An 18,929-nucleotide genomic window follows, 5' to 3' on the forward strand; every position below is an offset into this window, starting at 1 on the left:
CAGCTCCTTTTTTGAATGGTGATGTCATGCTTTACGTCAAATATTTTCCTGTGATCGACTGCTCCGCGTGGATAATCTGTGATGGGGTGCCTTCGAACACGACCTCGCCGCCGTTGCTGCCTCCGTCTGGCCCCATATCAATAATCCAATCCGCTCCGCTAATGACATCGAGGTTATGCTCAATGACGATTACTGTATTGCCGGCATCGACGAGGCGGTTCATGATTGTTAGAAGCTGACCGATATCGGACATGTGCAGGCCAGTCGTCGGCTCGTCCATCACGTAGATGCTGCCCTGCTTGTGAAGTTCGCTTGCCAACTTGATACGCTGGCATTCCCCGCCTGAAAGTGTGCTAAGTGGCTGGCCAAGTGTAATATAGTTTAGCCCTACGTCGCTCATTGCCTGAAGCTTGCGGACAATCTCTTTTTGTTCGAAAAATTCCAATGCCCGCTCCACAGTCATCTCTAGAACTTCTGCGATAGACTTGCCGTTCAGCTTATAGGCAAGCACTTCTTCCTTAAACCGTCTGCCCCCGCATACTTCGCATGGCAGTTTCACGCTTTCAAGAAAGGCAAGGTCTGTATACACGACACCGAGCCCTTGGCAGTTTTCGCAAGCTCCCTTGGAGTTGAAACTGAACAATCCTTTGTTAACTTTGTTAGCAGAAGCAAACGCTTTGCGCACGTCATCCATTATGCCTGTGTAAGTCGCGGGATTTGAACGTGTAGACACGCCTACTGCTGACTGGTCGATAACAATGGCATCTGGATTCTGACTGAGGAATACGTCGTTAATAAGCGTACTCTTGCCTGAGCCGGCGACACCTGTAACGACGGTCAGCACACCCATTGGAATCGTGACATTCACGTTCCGCAAGTTATGCAATGTCGCATCCTTGATAGACAGCTTGCCAGTTGGCTGCCTTGAGTCATGCTTCAGCTGAAGGGGCCGCTTCATATGGGTACCGGTCAAAGTAGCTGACTCCAACAGGCCTTGAAAACTTCCTTCGTACACAATCGTACCTCCATGGCTGCCAGCGTGAGGTCCGACGTCAACAATATGATCTGCGACCTTGATTACATCAGGATCATGCTCGACAACAATTACCGTATTGCCTTTGTCTCGCAGCTTTTGCAGCAGTTCATTCAAACGGTGTACGTCCCGGGGATGCAAACCTACGCTAGGTTCATCAAAGATGTACGTGACATCGACTAAACTGCCGCTCAGGTGCTTAACCATCTTGATGCGCTGCGATTCGCCGCCGGACAATGTATCTGTTTCCCGGTCTAGTGTTAGGTAGTCAAGGCCAATATCGACAAGATGTTGCAGCCTCTCCGTCAACGACTTCACGATCGGAGCGGCAACAGCAATGTCGATTTCACGGATAACGCGAATGAGCTGGCCGACCTCCATGGAAGACATCTCCGCAATGTTGTAGCCATTAATTTTGCAGCTAAGCGCCGCCTCACTAAGTCTCGAGCCGTGGCAAGTGGAGCACGTGCCCTCGGTGATAAATGGTGCAACTGCTTTTTGTGTACGCTCAGACTTCGCCTTCAAATCTTGCTTGATGTATTTGTTGGTGAACTTCTCAATGACGCCTTCTACTGTGACATTCATTGCTTTTCCTGCAAAGTCCATTTTTACTTTTTTTGCTTTACCGTACAGCAGTTTTTCTAGCTCTTCTTCCGAATATTGGCTCAGTTTTTTATCGGGGTCAAAGGGACCTGACTGTACAACCAATGACCAATCCCAACCGTCGACTTTGTAATCAGGCAGTTTAATGGCCCCTTCGTTCAACGACTTTGACATATCGAGTGCTTTGTCCATGTCGACGTTCAGTTTGCGGCCGATACCGTTACATTCGGGACACATGCCTTGAGGGTCGTTAAAGGAGAACATGTTTGGTTCTCCAACATAGGGCTGGCCTGCTCTAGAGAAAAGAAGGCGGAGGATGGGCGAAATATCAGTAATCGTGCCCATGGTTGAATGGGAGCCGCCGCCCAGCCGCTTTTGGTCTACGATTACTGCCATGCTTAGGTTCTCAATCGCGTCTGTATCTGGCTGAGGAACGCGGGGGAGGAAGCTGCGCACGAACATGCTGAAGTTCTCATTCAGCAAACGTGTCGATTCTGCGGCGATGGTATCAAAGACAATCGATGACTTGCCTGAGCCGGAAACTCCTGTGAAAATCGTGATCTTTCGCTTAGGAATGCGCAAATGTACGTTCTTGAGGTTGTTTTCCCTTGCACCCGAGATGACGATGTATTCCTGATTCGATTCGCACATACTAAACATCCTTCCAATAGAAATCATGTTTCGATCTTAGTTACTATGAAACCGGCTGCATGCCGTTTGCAGCCGGTTTGCAACGATTAAAAACCGAGTGCAAGTTATTGTTCCAACACTTTTGGAAGCTCGTTGGCCCAAGCACTCCAACCATGCTTCGCGCCTTCGAGGCCATGAACATTCGAAAAACCAGTTTGTTCGAGATGAAGGTTCACCTTTCCATCCCCTAAATCCTGGAGCGTCAACGTGACGGTATGCCTTTCGTCCCCGGTTGCCCAAGTATAAGACAAGCGATTCGGTTCATCGACAACAAGCACTTCGCCTTCGACAATTCCATCCCACCATTCGGATGGCTCATGGCGAAATTGAAAACGGTGACCTACGATGGGCTTAAAATCATTTTCTGTAATCCATTGGGCAAGCTTGTTTGAATCCGTTATAGCAGACCAAAGTTTTTCGATCGACGTCTTGTATTGAAAATCCAATTCTAATTTTAAACTCATTCTTCTTCCTCCTCTAATAGTTGACCCAAGCGCAACATATTCGTATTCCAGTACTTGCTGTAGAAAGCGACCCAATCTTGAACTTCCCTCAGAGGAGCGGCGTTTAGTCTAAATCGCGTTTCTCTGCCGACTTTTCGGTCGCGGACTAGATCGGCTTCTTTCAAGATAGTCAAATGCTTTGATACGGCTGTTCGGCCCATATGAAACTGTGCCGTTAACTCATAAAGTGGCATTTCGTCTGCTTCCGCCAAAAGATGAATTAAATGGCGCCGAGTTGGATCGGCAATCGCGTCAAACACGTCCCGTGATGGGCTATACTCGTTCACAACACCCTCTCCTAATAATGATTGCCAAAAATCAGCCATCCAGTGGCTGTTTGACAACATTTAATTGGACACCATTTAGTGACGTTTTGATTATAGGACACCGTTTGGTGGCATGTCAATCATTTTTATCATACGAAGTCAAGGTAGAATAGCTGGAGGGATAGAATCTTGTAAAAAGTTTTCTAACAGAGGTGATCGATTCTGTTCATCTAGCCGAAAAGCGCGGTATATAATGACTCGGATTAGCTTTATCCTTAACGGGTGAATCGTAATAGGCGTGAATAAGAAATGGAAAGTAATGTTAGCAGTCTGGAGGGAGGGGGAATGGTTGTTATGATCTTGGAATGATTCCGATCATTCTCTGAGAGAGCACGATCTATAAATGGTCCCTAGCGGGCATGATTTATGTAGTATTGAGGCTTGCTGTTAGGACATATTTTGAAAAGGGTCACGTTTCCGTTATGTAAAAAGGGGTGCATCGTTCCACAATGCCTCCCCCTAAAATAATGATTGTAAGCTGATTAGGCCTTAGCGTGACAACTTCTCTTACCGCCAAAAAGTAGTGCAGTTTGCCTTATCCCGTATATTAAACTCGATCATCTTTTCTAGTAATGAGAAATCAACTGGACGGTCCCACGTGATACGTATCAGTTCCTTAGTGTGATCATAGCCAGCCTGTTCAATCTCATCAACGAATCGATGAATCCCCGCTTGTTCAGGGGCAACAGCTAAATGACGCTTCGCGACACTGAAGCCGATAATAAATGTGCCGTGATCGGTAAACATAGGCTGATTCCATGCTATTTTCGGCACTAAATATGGAAATTTTTTCGTTACCCAGGCCAGAACCTCTTCCGTTCGACCACGGTGTTGCGGGTTATCAATACGCTCTAAAAATTCTTCAAAAACGTCCATGTTTTTCACCTCTAAAATAAAAAGTTTTTATCCTACCAACTGTCGGTAAACTCATTTGAAAGTAATTTTAAATGTTTTAGTAGTCTTTCTTATTTCGTTTCAAATCATTCTTCACAAATCTATGAAATCTGTTTAAAATACAATTTGCACTAGGAACATATACAAAATGGTCCCACTTGCTATAGACAGCAACATATTTTTTTTCCAGGAATGCAAAACGATGATAACAAGGACAGAAACAAGTTCTGGAATGCCGTAATTACCTTCAAAAACGTTCACTTTTCTTAACGAATAAATCACAAGTAAGCCAAATACTGCTGGTGGAAGAACCTTTCCCAAATATTTGATATATGGAGGTGTTGGTTTCTCAGCTGAGAAAATTAAAAATGGTAAAAAACGAGTCATCATTGTTCCAAAAACAACGATGAGAATGATGATCACTTGTTGCGGCACGGTCATTGTCTAGCTGTTCCCTCTACTTTCTCTAAAGGTTTTCTCATGAAGGTTAGAATGGCTAACATCAGTGCCATTGCAGGGATAATAAAGTTTTCTCCGCCAAATACGATTAACATCAAAATGGAAACACCTAAACCAATTAATGAGCTTTGATGCGTTTTCTCTTTTGACCACTGTTCAAGAAAAATAACGACAAATAGGGCAGTCATCACAAACTCTAAACCAGTCGTGTTAAACTCCATGATAGAGCCGAAAAGGCTTCCTAGCGTGGCGCCTACGACCCAATAAATGTGGTTGAGCAAAGTGACAAAAAACATGAACCATCCTTTATCGACATGAGGTGGTATGTGAACGGTGTTGTTTATGGCAAACGATTCATCACAAAGACCAAAGATTAAATAAAATTTCTTTTTCCCCGTCCCTTTGTATTTTTCCAACATCGATATGCCATAAAATAAATGCCTTGCGTTTAACATGAGTGTAAGCAATAACGCGTTAAGCGGGTTAAAGGCAACGAGCAACAAATGCGCTGCTACGAATTCCATCGACCCTGCAAAGATCGTTAAGCTCATTAAAATAGCATAAATGGGCGCGAATCCTAAAGCGTTCATGTAAATTCCATAAGCGATTCCTAAAAATAAAAAACCAGCTAGAATCGGTATGGTATACGGAAACGCTGCTTTTAAAGCCGGTAGTAGTTTATGTTTGTCTGACATTGGCTCACTTCCTTGATCAAGCAACTTCATTAGTTATAACATATAAAGGCGATTCAAAGAACCTTTTTGTTCCCGTAAGGCACTGCCAAAATAGGTTTTAGGGAATAAAGAAACATGCTATATTATTGAAGTATGGTGTACATTTCCTTAAGCAGCTAATGAAGTTGGGGGTATTGATAAACATGGGATCGATAAAAGAACTGCAATCAGAAAAAGACATTCTCGCAGCCTTTCCAGTAGTAGAGCAGTTGCGCACTCATCTTGACGAACGCTCGTATCTTGACTTCGTGATCGAGGCGCAGGAAAAGGATCGATACAAAATGTTTGCTTTGTTTGACGAGGATGAAATCGTTGCTGTTATTGGCTTTAAGCCAATGGTGACGCTTTATTATGGACGATTCGTTTGGGTTTGTGACTTAGTCACAGATCAGAAAAAACGTTCAAAAGGGTACGGAGAAAAGCTGCTTACATATGTACATGAATGGGCAAAAAACAATCATTATGAACAAGTTGCCTTATCTTCAGGATTAAAAAGGGAAAGCGCACATCGATTTTATGAAGAAAAGATGGACTATGAAAAAGTAAGTTATGTGTTTAAAGTATCTTTGAAAAAATGATCATTAGCCGCAGATTTTAGAAGAAGGAATGAAGGATGTTTTATTGAATAAAGGGTATACTGTTCTGAAACGCTATGCCTATATAAGCCTTACTAGGAGGAAGCATTCATGAAAAGAATCGTGCCTCATCTCAGGATCGAGAATTGCAAAGAAGAAATTGAGTACTATCAAAACGTTTTCGGCGGAGAAATCAAAAACACCCAGCTGTCTGACGGCATTGAAATGTTTAAAGGCCATGAAGGAAAGTACATTCATGCCGAATTGCATATCAATGAGAATTGCATTTTATACATGGCGGATGTATTTGGGCAAAAGACGATCCAAGGCAGTCATATTTTGCTCGGTCCTGACCTTGACAGCGAAGAAGAAATGACGCGCATCTACAACGCGCTGTCAAAAGACGGAGAAGTACAAATGGAACTACAAGACACGTTCTGGGGAGCGAAACATGCGATTGTCAAGGACAGAAATGGCGTATCATGGGAATTGAATTTTGCAAAGTGAGTCAAGTTCATTATAAATTTCAAGGGTTGCCAGCCGGGATCTTTCTTCATCTAATAACTCTTTCGACTTACTTGACACTTGCAAAGGTGAGTATTCGTTTACTATCCTCATTTCTTCCCCAACAACTCCTATCCCTGCCTGTATTGGTACTAATTAGTATACAAACGATTACCTTACGCGTCGAACAGGGATGAAAAACAATAATCACATGACACGGCATTCTCGATCTCCCTTCAATAAAATGGATTGCGACAATGTGCCATTGTCCCTCAAAAAGAAAAAAGGCTCATCGGAGTTAAACTCCAATGAATCTTTTTAGCAGTACCGATTAGGCATCAGGGAAGTATGGACAATGTATTGGCTGTCAATAAATAGAGCATGCACCTATCTCAGTACATGCTCTTTATCGACTAAAGGACCGTTGATATAAATGCTACCTAATAAAAGGTTTTACCTCCTTTGCTAATGCATCTTGAAGCCACATGGGGTGCATAGGGAGAAGAGTGCTTGGTAAATCATTACAGTCAAAATAACATGCGTCTAATGTTTCGTTGCTTGTTTTGATTAGCGTTCCACCCACAACCTCGCATTCAAAGCAAGAGGTGATAAACTGACTTATCTTCCCGTTTGGATAAGTGAAAACTTGAGAGGAAGGCTCTGAATAAATTCCAATTAACTTATTCACTTTTACTTTCAAGCCAGTTTCTTCCCAAATCTCCCTAATGATCGCTTCTTCGACAGTTTCTCCTGGTTCAACATGACCTGAGGGAATACCCCATAATCCATTATCAAGACGTTTAATGAGGAGAACTCTCTGTTTTTTATCAAAAATAATGCCCGCCACTCCTGCCTTGATATTATCGGGCCAAGAAAAGGAAGGACTGACCGATGGCTTTATGTTGATATTGTCGTCAAATAGACTCTTTAGATGAGGCACGACAATATCTGGGTTACGCAAATCTTTTGCTGAAGGGTATGGTGTAAAATCGATGTCTGCTATTAAAATAGCTGGTATTCCTACCTGATGTGCTCCTAAAATGTCGGTATAAGGAGTATCGCCTATCATTACTGCTTGAGAAGACGGGTGAAAATCACGAAGCGCCTTCTTAAACATGTGAGGATAGGGCTTCCCCATAACCAAGGGCTCTTTTGCTGTTGATACACGTAACGCTTCCACGATGGCCCCTACGGCAGGTGAAGGACCTTCGGGTGTTGGAAAGGTTTTGTCCGTATTCGTAGCAATGAATGTGGCCCCTTTTTGAATCATGTTTGATGCCTTTTTTATGTCATGAAAAGACACCTGATCGTCCCATCCAACAACCACTGCATCTACATCTACTTGGTCCTGTATATCAATCCCTGCCTGTTGGCATTCCCATTTTAAATGTTCATCACCTAAAACAAAGGCCGTTGTGACGTTCTCCTTACTGAGGTATTGTGCCGTCACCCAACTAGAGGTGATAATTTCGTCGCAGCTTGCTTCTATACCAAAAGCGTTCAATCGTTCTGCTGTTTTTTTTCGTGTTGTACAAGGGTTATTTGTTAAAAATCGAATCCCCTTTTGTTTTTTTCGCAATCGTTGAAGCGATTCTACTGCTTCAGGAAGTGGGTCCGGCCCTATATAAACAACCCCGTCTAAATCAAATAAAAATACATCGAACGTATCGGCAATCATCATTCAGCTCTCCTTGTAACGCTAGTATGACGGGAGGGGGATAGAATAAAGGGGAGATCAACCTACTCGTGTTCCCATAGATGGACAATGAAAGTAGCGTATGATTTAGCCCTTCTTGTTTCTATACACATGTTCTCCCTGCGCATATTCGTTTTTAACACCTGTCTTTATACTAGTCCTAGTCTAAATCCATATTCAAGGATAATAGAAGATAAAATGTAGTGATTGTTCAATTATACCATGAGCGGTTTCAAGTCTACTGGAAGGAGGTTTATATTTGAACAAAGTTTTCATCGCTTGATCGTGTTAGGATAGTGATTTACGTATCTTTGAGGGCTATTTTTAAGTAAGGATGATAAACTAAGAAGAATAGGAACGATAGGCAACTGATTTGAAAACAGCAAAAAATCTTTAGAATGGTGGGATACGAATGAGTGAAAAAATAACAAGAAAAAACCCAGCAAGTATGCCAGCACCAGTGGGCAAATATACGCATATTACGAAGATTCCTAGAAATGCAGAGTTATTTGTAACATCAGGTCAAGTTGGCGTAGATCAACAAGGGCAATTCCCGAGCAATATGAATGACCAAGTTCGCAATACGTTCTTGAATATGAAAGCAGTGTTGGAATCTGAAGGGCTAAGTGCTGAGAATATTATAAAGGTAAATGTATGGGCGACTGAGCAAATCGATTGGGATTTTTTATACGCAGAGTGGGATCGGCTGTTTGAAAAGGAGTATCCAGCAATGACCATTGGGTATCTTGCGGAGTTAGGATTGCCAGAGATCAAAATTGAAATCGAAATTTGGGCAGCTAAAGTATAAAGAACAAGCCTCCTATAAAAACAATGGAATGTCAAAACGATACTGCAAGCATTCATTATTGGAAAGGGCTAAAGTTAGTTCCTTACCTGTAGCGGACCATTTTATAACGGTATCTTTTTCTCGTTGAACATTTCTATTTTAATGATAGTGGGATGGTATGTGGAGGAATAACGTTTGTATTATTATGTCATTGATTCATTCACTGAAACACGTTTTGGCGGCAATCCAGCGGGTGTGGTCATACACCAAAATCTAGAGCATGATTTTATGCAGAAATTTGCAACAGAAGTACGTTTTTCAGAAACAGCATTTGTAAAGCGTTTGGAAAACAATCGCTTTGAAGTTAGGTTTTTTACACCAAACTGTCAAGTTGACCTGTGTGGCCACGCCACCGTCGCAGCTTTTAAGGCTTTATTGGATAGCCAGCTGATTGAAGACAATCGTGCATATATGATGGAAACACTAGCCGGCGCGCTCTCCATTGAAGTCGCCCAGTCCTTTATAGTGATGGAACAAGCCGAGCCAAGACTAGGGAAAACATTTCGTGATTACGCTATTTTATCAAATTTGTTTGAAACCGATAAAAGTCAGATTGGCGATAATCAATTTGAGTTAATACCTCAAGCATCAAGTACAGGGGTTTGGGATTTAATGCTTCCTATAAGAACAAAGGATGTATTGTATACATTAAAACCAAACTTTGAAGGAATTGCCGCCTTTGCAGAAGAAAATCACATTGCAGGCATCCACGCATTTACACTTGATACCACTAAGGGCGTGGCGGAAAGTAGAAATTTCTGTCCTTATTACGGTATTAATGAAGAAGCGGCGACAGGGACATCGACTGGAGCTTTAACCTATTATCTCTACAAAAACAATGTCTTAAACAATTTTGACCACAATTACGTCTTTATCCAAGGACTCAGTATGGATCGGCCATCTACGATCGTAACGAAAATGGTGAATCACAACCAACCGAAAATAAAGGTTGCCGGGAAGGCAAGAATTTTATCAAAAGGTGAACTCTATTAAAGGGGAGTGTTCGTTCCCCTTTTTTGTGCTTAATAAGTGGAAACAACCAATTGGTTTGCTTTCTACCCTATAACCTCTTTCCATTCACTCTCCCTCAAAGCGTTATCGCCTTTCTAGTTTCCATTCCAGAAATAATTCAGGTTAGACATTCGTTTTTACATTTATAAGGCTTTCCTCTTCGCAAAGCTTTTAGGTTATATGAGCAAAATAGCCTACTGTTTAGAGATGGGAAGCGCATTTTTTCCTAGCTATAGGAAAATATACGGATATAGCGCCTGTGTCATTTCTATTATACAGTGATGACATAGAAAGGTGGTGGTTAGATTGCATAAAAAGCGTAATCAATTAATTGACTTTCTATTGAACCAGAATCGAGAATATGTATCCGCTTCCGCGTTGGCTGAGATTTTAAATGTCACGGACCGCACGATTCGCAACTACATTAAGGATATTAATGAGAGTTTTAGTGACATCGTCATTATTTCATCGCCGCAAGGCTATAAACTTCTCAAAGATGATAGCCAATTTGATCAAGAGCGAGTTGGCTCAACGAATAAAGAAATGGAAGAAGCGCTTCTGGAGTTTGAAATTATCCAGTTCTTAATGAATGAGGATCGGTACATCACATACGATGAAATTGCCGACAAGTTTTATTATTCGCCACAGACGATTCGCAGTCGAATGCAACGGCTTACAATGAATATTGACGCTTTAGGAATTGATGTTTCCATAGATACAAAAGTGTTTAAAGGCATGAAATTGCTTGGAACGGAAATGCAAAAACGAATTTTGTTAGAAAGCTTTTTCACCTCCATTTCGGTAAAGAAAGAGATGTTCAAGGATTTTGTCATCAATGGGTTCCGGTCGTGGGTGGAGCCAGAGACGATTGAAACGGTCTTTAAAGTGGTGGATGAGATCAATAAAAATGACCAACTTAACATGGAGTTCTCGATTTACAAAAAACTGACTACTCAATTGATCATTATTATCCATCAAATCAATGCTGGCCATCTTGTCGCCATTCAAGATACAGAACTGGTGAATTTGACAGAGTTCAGGGAATTTGAAGTAGCAGAAGCGTTTCGGTCTCAGTTGCATGAATTCGCCTATATTACAGACGATGAAGCGATTTTTCTTGTCAATTATTTAATATCGTTACAGTTAGACTTAGACGATGCCAAAATAAAAAACAAGAATCCAGAAGTGATAGGCAAAATTGAAGCGATTTTACGTCAAGTGGAACAGGTTTACCAAGTTCCTACTTATTCACAGACAAGGTTTAGAAATAACATTTCCAATCACATTTACCGAATTATTAATCCTGCTTCACATAATTTGCTTATCTATAACCCGTTTGTGAAAGAAACGAAAGCAGAATATTTTTTCTCTTTCAGTATTGCTTCTAATATTGCTCTACAAATTGAAAAAGAATTTGCTGTCGAAATTCAGGACAGTGAAATTGCTTATTTAGCCTATCATATTCAAGTCATTCTCGATTCACAGGATAAAAAGAGGAAGAAATTAAAAACCATCATTCTTTACAGTAGAAGCTATGAGCGAACAAAGCTTATTGCCTCCAAAATTGCAACATATTTTGATGAACTAGACATTTGCAAAATCGAAAAATGCTCGACCGATTATGTATTTGACCATGCCTATTTATACATTGGCATCAATCTAGCATTTACACCACAAACGACGGCGAATTTCATTATGATTCAAAATGGCTTTCACAGCATTGATATAAAGAAAATTCGTTTCTTCCTTGAAGCACAGCATTCGATTATTGAGGACGCGGCGATTCACTGGATGAATGAGAGTAGCCCTGAAGAAGCGATCCGCCACTTGCTTACGCTAAATGGCCAAGAGCATTACTATGAACCAACGATGAAAAGGGAGAGAATGTCTTATACGTCGATAGGCAACTTAGTGGCTATTCCTCATCCTTATTTTGAAATGGAAGACTATAAAGAGAGGGTAATCATTGGCGTTAATCAGAAAGCGATCCAGTGGGGGAATGAGCTAGTTCAGCTGATTATCATTTATATTCCCTCTTCCGATATTGAACGGAATGAATACGCGTTTACAGAGTTTTTTCAGAAGACAAAGAGAATCGAACATGTACGAGAGCTTCTTCATACAGAACAAAAAACAGAATTTATCGAAGTTTGGAATCAGATTTAACCAATAAGGAGAGAAAATCAATGTTAATGAATATGAAAGAATTGTTAGCTGTAGCATACGAACACCACTTTGCGGTAGGTTCCTTTAATGTCGCAAACAGTGAGTTTGTACGAGTCGTTGTCGATTCAGCTGAAGAAAAAAATGCCCCTGCCATCATCCAAATCCATCCGAATGAAATGGAGTTGCTTGGCGATGAATTTGTGGCCTACGTCCGGGAAAGATGCAAAAACGCAAAAGTGCCGATGGCCATCCATCTTGATCACGGCGCTTCTGTTAAAGATGTGATGAGAGCGATTCGAAATGGGTTTACGTCTGTCATGATTGATGCCTCCCATGCCTCGTTTGCCGACAACATTGCAATCACGAAGGAAGTTGTCAAACTTGCACATAACGTAAATGTTTCTGTAGAAGCTGAATTAGGGACAATTGGCTCCAATGAAGGAAGCTCTGAAGGCGGGGCTGACGAAATATTGTATACAGATGCTAACGACGCAAAAACATTTGTTAACGATACAGGGATCGATACGTTGGCGGTTGCGATTGGTACTTCTCATGGTCAATATAAGCATGCAGGCAAACCAGAGTTAAAGCTAGACTTGCTCGCTGAAATCAATGAAAAAGTAGGAATTCCGCTTGTCCTTCATGGAGGAAGTGACAATAAAGATGAGGAGATTTCACAAACGTATCTTCATGGCGTAGCAAAGATCAATTTATCGACAGATATGAAAAGTGCTTTCTTTGAGGAAATGCGGCGTTTCTTAACGGCTAACCAAGGCGCCTATGAGCCAGACGTGATCATGCCAAGTGCGCGGAAAGCTGCACAACAAGTTGTAAAACAAAAAATGGATTTATTTAATTCGACAAATAAGGCACACCTCTATTTTTGCTAAACTCATAAACTTAAAGGAGGGAATAACGTGAAATTGGTCGATATTTTAACGCGTGACAATATAATTTTGAACCTTCAAGGGAATAGCCAGACAGCTGTTATTGATGAGTTAGTCGATAAATTGGCACAAAACGGCCTTACTGATAACCCGGAAGAATTCAAAAAAGCGATTTATAAAAGAGAGCAAGAAATTTCGACAGCAGTCGGCTATGGCGTTGCGATTCCACACGCAAAGTCTAGCTCTGTACCCGAACCGACAATTGTAATGGGGCGCACGCTGCAAGGAATTGATTTTGGCGGACAACATACGAATTTAATCTTTATGATTGCTGCGCCGGAAAATGCTTCAAATGAACATTTAGCGCTCTTGTCTAGACTTTCCACATTTTTAATGAGTGAAACGTTTAGAGCAAAGCTCCTTGTCGCTACATCAGTAGATGAGGTGATGAAAGCGATTGAGGAACAGGACCACTTACAGGCAAAGGATACAACTGACGAAGCGGACTCAGGAAAATATTTAATCGGAATTACGGCATGTATGACGGGAATTGCCCACACCTATATGGCGGCAGAATCATTAAAGGAAGCAGCCGAAAAACGGGGCATGAAAGTGAAAATTCAAACCAATGGCGCAAATGGCCCTGAGAACAAACTTACGGCAGCCGATATTCAGAAAGCAGACGCCATTGTAGTCGCACACGATGTACGAGTTGATACTTCTGCGTTACAAGGCAAACATTTTGTTGATGTACCTGTGAAAAAAGCGATTAGTGACGCAGATCATTTAATTGACCAAGCGCTTTCCTATCGTATTCGGGATGAAAAGGTTGAGCAGGCCGTACAGAAGCAGGAGCCTGAGCCAGAAGAAGAAAAAACCGGATTGAATTTTTACAAGCATATTATGAGTGGGGTTTCGTATATGATCCCATTCGTTGTAGTCGGTGGAATTTTTATTGCAATTTCCTTTATGTTTGGCATTTATGCTGCTGATCCTGAAAGCGATCAATACAATGTGATTGCCCATTTCTTTAGTCAGGTCGGTGGAGAAGCGGCATTTGCATTGATGGTTCCTATTTTAGCTGGCTTTATTGGCTACAGCATTGCCGACAAACAAGGGTTAGCCCCAGCCATGATTGGTGGCATGGTCGCTACAATCGGTGGATCTGGTTTCCTCGGCGGTATGATAGCTGGCTTTGTAGGCGGTTTTGCTGCTAAATTTATAGGCAAGGCAATGGCTAAAATACCGAAGTCTTTTCAAGGTTTAGTGTCTGTTTTAATTGTTCCATTATTAAGTACGTTAGTCGTCGGCGCGTTTATGTTTTTTGTCTTGAACACACCAATGTCTATGCTTAATCAATACTTGGAGGCTGTATTAAAAGGTCTTACTGGCATAAATGCGGCACTGTTAGGCGCTTTATTAGCCGGTATGATGGCTTCAGATATGGGTGGGCCGATTAATAAAACGGCTTCTGCCTTTGGGCTAGCAATGTTTGCTGCCAACATTTTTGAACCTTCCGCTGCATTGATGGTTGGCGGAATGGTGCCACCACTTGGAATTGCGCTTGCGACAACAATCTTTAAGAATCGTTTTACGATTCAAGAAGCAGAAGCAGGAAAAGCAAGTTATGTCTTGGGAGCAAGCTTTATTACCGAAGGGGCGATTCCTTTTGCCGCTGCAGATCCATTAAGAATCATTCCGGCAAATATTATCGGTGCTGCAGTGGGCGGTGCAGTGTGCATGGCGCTGGATATTTCATTAAAGGCACCTCATGGCGGTATTTTTGTCATCCCAATCGCAAGTGATAAACCATTATTGTACGTTGGTTGCATCTTGCTTGGGTCGATCATTACATGCTTGATCATTGGCTTTTTGAAAAAACCAATTCCTGAGAAGGACAGAAACAACGTCAAAAAAATGAGCAGTGTTCTTTAAGGAATCAGATGGGCCCGCAAATATAGAGCGCTCGGACAAGCGTTTTGTATCGAGTGTTTCATTGAGATTGAATGATGAGACTATACTGGTTACTTGATTAGCCTTTGGAGTATGAACCTCCTTGGTTGAAGTGGGAAGTCAATCTTCCTTTCACGCCAAGGGGCTTTTTTTATTTAAAATCCCATCACAAGCAGGGTATTAAGGTAAGATTAAAAAAGTCAATGACATGTAACTTTAAGCGAATGAAAGTCTTGCAGAAAGGGAAGAGGATATAAAAATAAGAATAAAATAGAAGATCGGAGGAGAGTGCATTGCGAAGCGAACAAGAAATGATGGCGCTGTTTTTAGATTTTGCAAAAAACGATGAGCGAATTCGTTTAGTCACGTTGGAAGGCTCACGTACAAACAAAAATATCACTCCTGATAAATTTCAGGATTATGATATTTCTTACTTTGTAACGGATATGGACTCGTTTAAAGAAAATGACCAGTGGCTTGATCAATTCGGAAAAGCAATAATGATGCAAAAGCCGGAGGACATGAAGCTTTTTCCGCCTGAATTAGGCAATTGGTTTTCCTATATTATTCTTTTTGATGATGGCAATAAATTGGATTTAACCCTTATTCCTCTCAACGAAGTGAAAGATTACTTTTCTCAAAGTGATGGTCTAGTTGAAGTTCTACTTGATAAGGATCGACTCGTTAAAAATGAAATCGTTGCTGATGATCGTCACTATTGGCTAAAAAAGCCAACAGAAAGAGAATTTGATGATTGTTGCAATGAATTCTGGATGGTTTCCACCTATGTAGTCAAAGGATTAGCAAGAAAGGAAATCCTCTTTGCTATCGACCATTTAAATGGAATTGCACGGCCTAACTTGTTGAGAATGATGGCTTGGTATGTCGGCTCAGAGCGAGGATATACGTTTAGTGTGGGGAAAAATTATAAATTTATTGATCGCTATCTCCCTAAAGAGGATTGGGAAGCATTGCTTTCGACTTATTGTGAGAAGGGTTACGCAGAAACGTGGCAATCTTTATTTACTTGTTATGAGCTTTTTAGAAAGTACTCGAAAGGATTATCGGCCAGTCTTGGCTACAACTATCCAGAGTATGACGAAGCGATTACTGCCTATTCTAATAGTATCTACGATTCATTGGGAAGTTTTTCTTGAAAAGAACTAGATGAGAGAGGGCCCTAAAAATGACAAGTGTTTAAGGAGGACGCCGACAATAAGGAGAAGGCAAACTGCTTAAAACCGAAATATTAGCGACAAAACGTAAGGACGAAAAATTGCTGGTAGCTAGTGGCGAAATCCGCTGGCTTTCCTTAAAAGGTCACTGCTTTATCTTCCAAATTCAATAAACTTCATTTACAATGGCAATGCACACACAATTTCATATGGAGGTAATTCATATTGATCGAGCCAAATATGCGTATTACCCTAGCAGTAGGGCCAAATTGTGAATTAGAAGCATTCTCCTTGCGGTCTGTACTTGAATATTATGGAGCGCGTGTCTATATGCACTGGATAGGGCGGCCTAATGACTTAGTCGGCATCTTATCAGGAAAAACAAGGGACAAAAGCGATTATTTAATTTTATGTTTTCATGGGGAAGAAGGGCAATTTATATTGCCAGAATTGGCTGAAGACGTTTATGAAGAAAATGAACCGCGCACCTGTTATTTCGGTGCTGAAGAAGTATTGAAGCATGCACGTTTAGAGGGTGTTCATGTCTTGGCTACAGGTTGTACTTTAGGGGATAAAACGCTAGCGGAAGCATTTAAACGCTGCAAAGCGGAATCGTATATTGCACCAAAGGATTATGTGGATGGAAATGCTTCTCTTCTGTTCGTGTTAATGTTTATGTATGAACAAATAAATAGCAGTAGCACACAAAAGACAGCTTTTGAGCGAGCGAAAGCAATTGACGATGAAACTGGTTTATATCAATTATACATTTAGTAGCTTAAACTATTAGAAAAAGCATAAATCAAAGGCGCTATAATTGGTTTACCGTGTAAATGACTGCTTTCATCTAAATAAGATTAAAAGCGACGATTGAAGGACGAGATACCAATGCAAAACGAGGCGACTGGTTTTGGCTCTTTTGCATAGATTTATTAATAAAAGATTGGATGTAGAGAGGAATCGAAGGAAATGGGTTATGTAATTGGCTATATTGTCGGTAGATTGTTAGGAGCATTTTTGATTGCGTTATTGATCACATGGCTATGTGGACTCGTTTATCGCGGCATTAAAAAGAAAAAAATGCCTAAGTTTTGGCTGCTATTTGCTATTTTGGCCGTTGCTGTTTTTATATTATCAGCTATCGGTACACTTGCACAGCAGTAACGTAGATAAGTAAAGCCTAAGTTGCTACTTCCTTTCCTTTGTACCTTGGATAGGCATATATGCATACAAATGTAAGACAGTATGCGGTGCGAAAGGAAGAGAAGATGAATTACAATTGGCGACGGGCATTTCATCAATGCCCACCTCAAGCTGTGTTTTATAGACAATTTCCTCCGGTGGATACGACTGAATTGATGGAGTCTGTTCATCAGTTTGATTTTTTGCTTAAACAGAGCCAGCTCCTTCTGAACCAATTAGGAAACCGGCCATTTGCGAAACGTTTAATGGAAGCAGCACAAAAGAGCGACAACCTAACCGTGCAGCACATGATTCAATCTGTTCCGGGGTTAACTGCTGTCAACGACATTAAGTTTTCCCCAACAGGCATTGTATTCCAATTAGAATCTCCGGCCATTAATGTGGGCGGCAATTGTTGCGCAATGTCGATTGTCCTTAAATGGGGATAACATCAAGGAAATCTTGAAAATTTTTGTACATTAAATCTAGGTAGGTGTGTAAACTTAAAGTTTAATGTCATGGTATTAGCAATAGAGGTTTTGGAAGGCTTATGCTTAAATAACAGCTGGCATGGCCTTCTACTTTTTTATTAAAATCAATAATAAAAAACAATGCTATTCGTAGATCCATATAAAATGTGGTATAATAACAGGTAGAGCTACTATTACGCTGAGATAAATATTTTTAAAAAAAGTATTGTCTATGCAGGATGATTATGCTATATTATTACTTGTCGCTGGCGAGCTAGCGAAACAATTTAAATAAAACAAGCGCCCGTAGCTCAACTGGATAGAGTACTTGACTACGAATCAAGCGGTTAGAGGTTCGAATCCTCTCGGGCGCGCCATTGCGGGAAGTAGCTCAGCTTGGCAGAGCACTTGGTTTGGGACCAAGGGGTCGCAGGTTCAAATCCTGTCTTCCCGACCATCTGTAATGTATTGCACAATATAATACGCGGGTGTAGTTTAGTGGTAAAACCTCAGCCACGAGCGAAACATCCATGAAAAACCTCCGAGTTGCCTCGACGCATAAGCATCATTGAATAAGCGAGAAGAGGAAGAGGCATGGTGTTCGGGGCAGAGATAGCGGAAATTTGTACAATATAATACGCGGGTGTAGTTTAGTGGTAAAACCTCAGCCTTCCAAGCTGATGATGTGGGTTCGATTCCCATCACCCGCTCCATATTTAAATGTTTTAGTAGATTGAGATTTTTGGGCCTGTAGCTCAGCTGGTTAGAGCGCACGCCTGATAAGCGTGAGGTCGGTGGTTCAAGTCCACTCAGGCCCACCATTGCAAAAAAAGTAGTTGACTTTTTTGGTGGGAAACTGTATGATAGAAAAGTCGCTAAAAAACGACTGACAAACGAGTCCTTTGAAAACTGAACAAAAGCCAAGCGTAAAAGAGATACACGGTATCTCGTCAATGAATGATAGTGAGCCACAACTTCGGTTGTGCAATGAGCAAGTCAAACTTTTTAACGGAGAGTTTGATCCTGGCTCAGGACGAACGCTGGCGGCGTGCCTAATACATGCAAGTCGAGCGGACAGAAGGGAGCTTGCTCCCGGACGTTAGCGGCGGACGGGTGAGTAACACGTGGGCAACCTGCCCCTTAGACTGGGATAACTCCGGGAAACCGGAGCTAATACCGGATAATCCCTTTCTCCACCTGGAGAGAGGGTGAAAGATGGCT

Annotated in this window: 18 protein-coding genes, 4 tRNA genes and 1 rRNA gene; 16 read left to right on the forward strand and 7 right to left on the reverse strand. The window is 41.5% G+C overall.

From position 1 onward, the window contains the following. Positions 1–31 precede the first annotated feature (31 nt). From N6H06_RS14060 to azlC, 6 genes are all read right to left on the reverse strand, one after another. Positions 32–2,287, reverse strand: coding sequence for an excinuclease ABC subunit UvrA (locus N6H06_RS14060; protein ID WP_263707262.1), 2,256 nt, complete (start codon positions 2,285–2,287; stop codon positions 32–34). 104 nt (positions 2,288–2,391) lie between these two features. Next, positions 2,392–2,790 carry an SRPBCC family protein gene (locus N6H06_RS14065; RefSeq protein ID WP_062751307.1) on the reverse strand — a complete coding sequence of 133 codons (399 nt, stop codon included), beginning with the start codon at positions 2,788–2,790 and terminating at the stop codon, positions 2,392–2,394. Then, positions 2,787–3,116 carry an ArsR/SmtB family transcription factor gene (locus N6H06_RS14070; RefSeq protein ID WP_062751305.1) on the reverse strand — a complete coding sequence of 110 codons (330 nt, stop codon included), beginning with the start codon at positions 3,114–3,116 and terminating at the stop codon, positions 2,787–2,789. Before N6H06_RS14070 ends, N6H06_RS14065 begins: the two co-directional genes overlap by 4 nt. 546 nt (positions 3,117–3,662) lie before the next feature. Continuing rightward, a complete protein-coding gene (locus N6H06_RS14075) occupies positions 3,663–4,031 on the reverse strand; it encodes an iron chaperone (protein WP_213029312.1) in 369 nt (122 codons plus the stop codon). 132 nt (positions 4,032–4,163) lie between these two features. Further along, positions 4,164–4,490 carry a branched-chain amino acid transporter permease gene (locus N6H06_RS14080; RefSeq protein ID WP_062751301.1) on the reverse strand — a complete coding sequence of 109 codons (327 nt, stop codon included), beginning with the start codon at positions 4,488–4,490 and terminating at the stop codon, positions 4,164–4,166. Beyond that, positions 4,487–5,203, reverse strand: a complete 717-nt coding sequence (gene azlC, locus N6H06_RS14085) for an azaleucine resistance protein AzlC (protein WP_062751299.1) — start codon at positions 5,201–5,203, stop codon at positions 4,487–4,489. Before azlC ends, N6H06_RS14080 begins: the two co-directional genes overlap by 4 nt. Before the next feature lie 182 nt (positions 5,204–5,385). Between azlC and N6H06_RS14090 the strand changes: the two genes are divergently transcribed. Both N6H06_RS14090 and N6H06_RS14095 read left to right on the forward strand, forming a co-directional pair. Further along, positions 5,386–5,820: a GNAT family N-acetyltransferase gene (locus N6H06_RS14090; protein WP_082808497.1), complete on the forward strand. Its 435-nt coding sequence runs from the start codon at positions 5,386–5,388 to the stop codon at positions 5,818–5,820. Between the two features lie 108 nt (positions 5,821–5,928). After that, positions 5,929–6,324: a VOC family protein gene (locus N6H06_RS14095; RefSeq protein WP_062751297.1), complete on the forward strand. Its 396-nt coding sequence runs from the start codon at positions 5,929–5,931 to the stop codon at positions 6,322–6,324. Between the two features lie 433 nt (positions 6,325–6,757). On the opposite strand, the gene N6H06_RS14100 is transcribed toward N6H06_RS14095, so the two are convergent. Further along, the gene (locus tag N6H06_RS14100; RefSeq protein ID WP_263707312.1) at positions 6,758–7,999 is read right to left on the reverse strand and encodes an HAD-IIA family hydrolase; all 1,242 of its coding nucleotides are present in this window, start codon (positions 7,997–7,999) and stop codon (positions 6,758–6,760) included. Between the two features lie 430 nt (positions 8,000–8,429). Here N6H06_RS14100 and N6H06_RS14105 point away from each other — a divergent pair, with 430 nt between their 5' ends. The 14 genes from N6H06_RS14105 to N6H06_RS14170 form a co-directional block, all read left to right on the forward strand. After that, positions 8,430–8,825: a RidA family protein gene (locus N6H06_RS14105; protein WP_062751294.1), complete on the forward strand. Its 396-nt coding sequence runs from the start codon at positions 8,430–8,432 to the stop codon at positions 8,823–8,825. Positions 8,826–8,999: 174 nt separating this feature from the next. Further along, positions 9,000–9,857 (forward strand): PhzF family phenazine biosynthesis protein, encoded by an 858-nt coding sequence (locus tag N6H06_RS14110; protein ID WP_263707269.1) that lies wholly within the window; start codon positions 9,000–9,002, stop codon positions 9,855–9,857. A gap of 315 nt (positions 9,858–10,172) precedes the next feature. Continuing rightward, entirely contained in the window at positions 10,173–12,041 is a 1,869-nt protein-coding gene (locus tag N6H06_RS14115) for a BglG family transcription antiterminator (RefSeq protein WP_263707314.1), read from the forward strand. A 20-nt stretch (positions 12,042–12,061) separates the two neighbouring features. Further along, entirely contained in the window at positions 12,062–12,931 is an 870-nt protein-coding gene (locus tag N6H06_RS14120; protein ID WP_062751289.1) for a ketose-bisphosphate aldolase, read from the forward strand. Positions 12,932–12,958: 27 nt separating this feature from the next. Continuing rightward, the gene (locus N6H06_RS14125; protein ID WP_263707272.1) at positions 12,959–14,863 is read left to right on the forward strand and encodes a PTS fructose transporter subunit IIABC; all 1,905 of its coding nucleotides are present in this window, start codon (positions 12,959–12,961) and stop codon (positions 14,861–14,863) included. 311 nt (positions 14,864–15,174) lie between these two features. Then, on the forward strand, positions 15,175–16,038 hold the full coding sequence (ant(6), locus tag N6H06_RS14130) for an aminoglycoside 6-adenylyltransferase (protein ID WP_062751286.1): 864 nt from the start codon (positions 15,175–15,177) through the stop codon (positions 16,036–16,038). 243 nt (positions 16,039–16,281) lie between these two features. Next, positions 16,282–16,830 carry a delta-aminolevulinic acid dehydratase gene (locus N6H06_RS14135; protein ID WP_263707275.1) on the forward strand — a complete coding sequence of 183 codons (549 nt, stop codon included), beginning with the start codon at positions 16,282–16,284 and terminating at the stop codon, positions 16,828–16,830. 195 nt (positions 16,831–17,025) lie between these two features. Next, complete coding sequence (locus tag N6H06_RS14140; protein ID WP_094423704.1) at positions 17,026–17,220, forward strand: hypothetical protein; 195 nt, start codon at positions 17,026–17,028, stop codon at positions 17,218–17,220. A gap of 104 nt (positions 17,221–17,324) precedes the next feature. Beyond that, complete coding sequence (locus N6H06_RS14145; RefSeq protein WP_263707279.1) at positions 17,325–17,687, forward strand: hypothetical protein; 363 nt, start codon at positions 17,325–17,327, stop codon at positions 17,685–17,687. A gap of 321 nt (positions 17,688–18,008) precedes the next feature. Continuing rightward, positions 18,009–18,085 (forward strand) — tRNA-Arg (locus N6H06_RS14150). Positions 18,086–18,088: 3 nt separating this feature from the next. After that, positions 18,089–18,165, forward strand: a tRNA-Pro gene (locus N6H06_RS14155). A gap of 182 nt (positions 18,166–18,347) precedes the next feature. After that, a tRNA-Gly gene (locus N6H06_RS14160) sits at positions 18,348–18,421 on the forward strand. Between the two features lie 31 nt (positions 18,422–18,452). Beyond that, positions 18,453–18,529, forward strand: a tRNA-Ile gene (locus N6H06_RS14165). A 184-nt stretch (positions 18,530–18,713) separates the two neighbouring features. After that, positions 18,714–18,929 (forward strand): 16S ribosomal RNA (locus tag N6H06_RS14170); the annotation flags it as partial.

It is taken from the genome of Shouchella tritolerans (assembly GCF_025770735.1).
Lineage (GTDB): Bacteria > Bacillota > Bacilli > Bacillales > Bacillaceae_D > Shouchella > Shouchella tritolerans.

What these genes read in the sequence shown, in the direction of transcription:
- N6H06_RS14060 (WP_263707262.1), bottom strand. Translation starts at nt 2,287, where the DNA reads ATGTGCGAATCGAATCAGGAATACATCGTCATCTCGGGTGCAAGGGAA.
- N6H06_RS14065 (WP_062751307.1), bottom strand. Translation starts at nt 2,790, where the DNA reads ATGAGTTTAAAATTAGAATTGGATTTTCAATACAAGACGTCGATCGAA.
- N6H06_RS14075 (WP_213029312.1), bottom strand. Translation starts at nt 4,031, where the DNA reads ATGGACGTTTTTGAAGAATTTTTAGAGCGTATTGATAACCCGCAACAC.
- N6H06_RS14080 (WP_062751301.1), bottom strand. Translation starts at nt 4,490, where the DNA reads ATGACCGTGCCGCAACAAGTGATCATCATTCTCATCGTTGTTTTTGGA.
- azlC (WP_062751299.1), bottom strand. Translation starts at nt 5,203, where the DNA reads ATGTCAGACAAACATAAACTACTACCGGCTTTAAAAGCAGCGTTTCCG.
- N6H06_RS14090 (WP_082808497.1), top strand. Translation starts at nt 5,386, where the DNA reads ATGGGATCGATAAAAGAACTGCAATCAGAAAAAGACATTCTCGCAGCC.
- N6H06_RS14095 (WP_062751297.1), top strand. Translation starts at nt 5,929, where the DNA reads ATGAAAAGAATCGTGCCTCATCTCAGGATCGAGAATTGCAAAGAAGAA.
- N6H06_RS14100 (WP_263707312.1), bottom strand. Translation starts at nt 7,999, where the DNA reads ATGATTGCCGATACGTTCGATGTATTTTTATTTGATTTAGACGGGGTT.
- N6H06_RS14105 (WP_062751294.1), top strand. Translation starts at nt 8,430, where the DNA reads ATGAGTGAAAAAATAACAAGAAAAAACCCAGCAAGTATGCCAGCACCA.
- N6H06_RS14120 (WP_062751289.1), top strand. Translation starts at nt 12,062, where the DNA reads ATGTTAATGAATATGAAAGAATTGTTAGCTGTAGCATACGAACACCAC.
- N6H06_RS14140 (WP_094423704.1), top strand. Translation starts at nt 17,026, where the DNA reads ATGGGTTATGTAATTGGCTATATTGTCGGTAGATTGTTAGGAGCATTT.
- N6H06_RS14145 (WP_263707279.1), top strand. Translation starts at nt 17,325, where the DNA reads ATGAATTACAATTGGCGACGGGCATTTCATCAATGCCCACCTCAAGCT.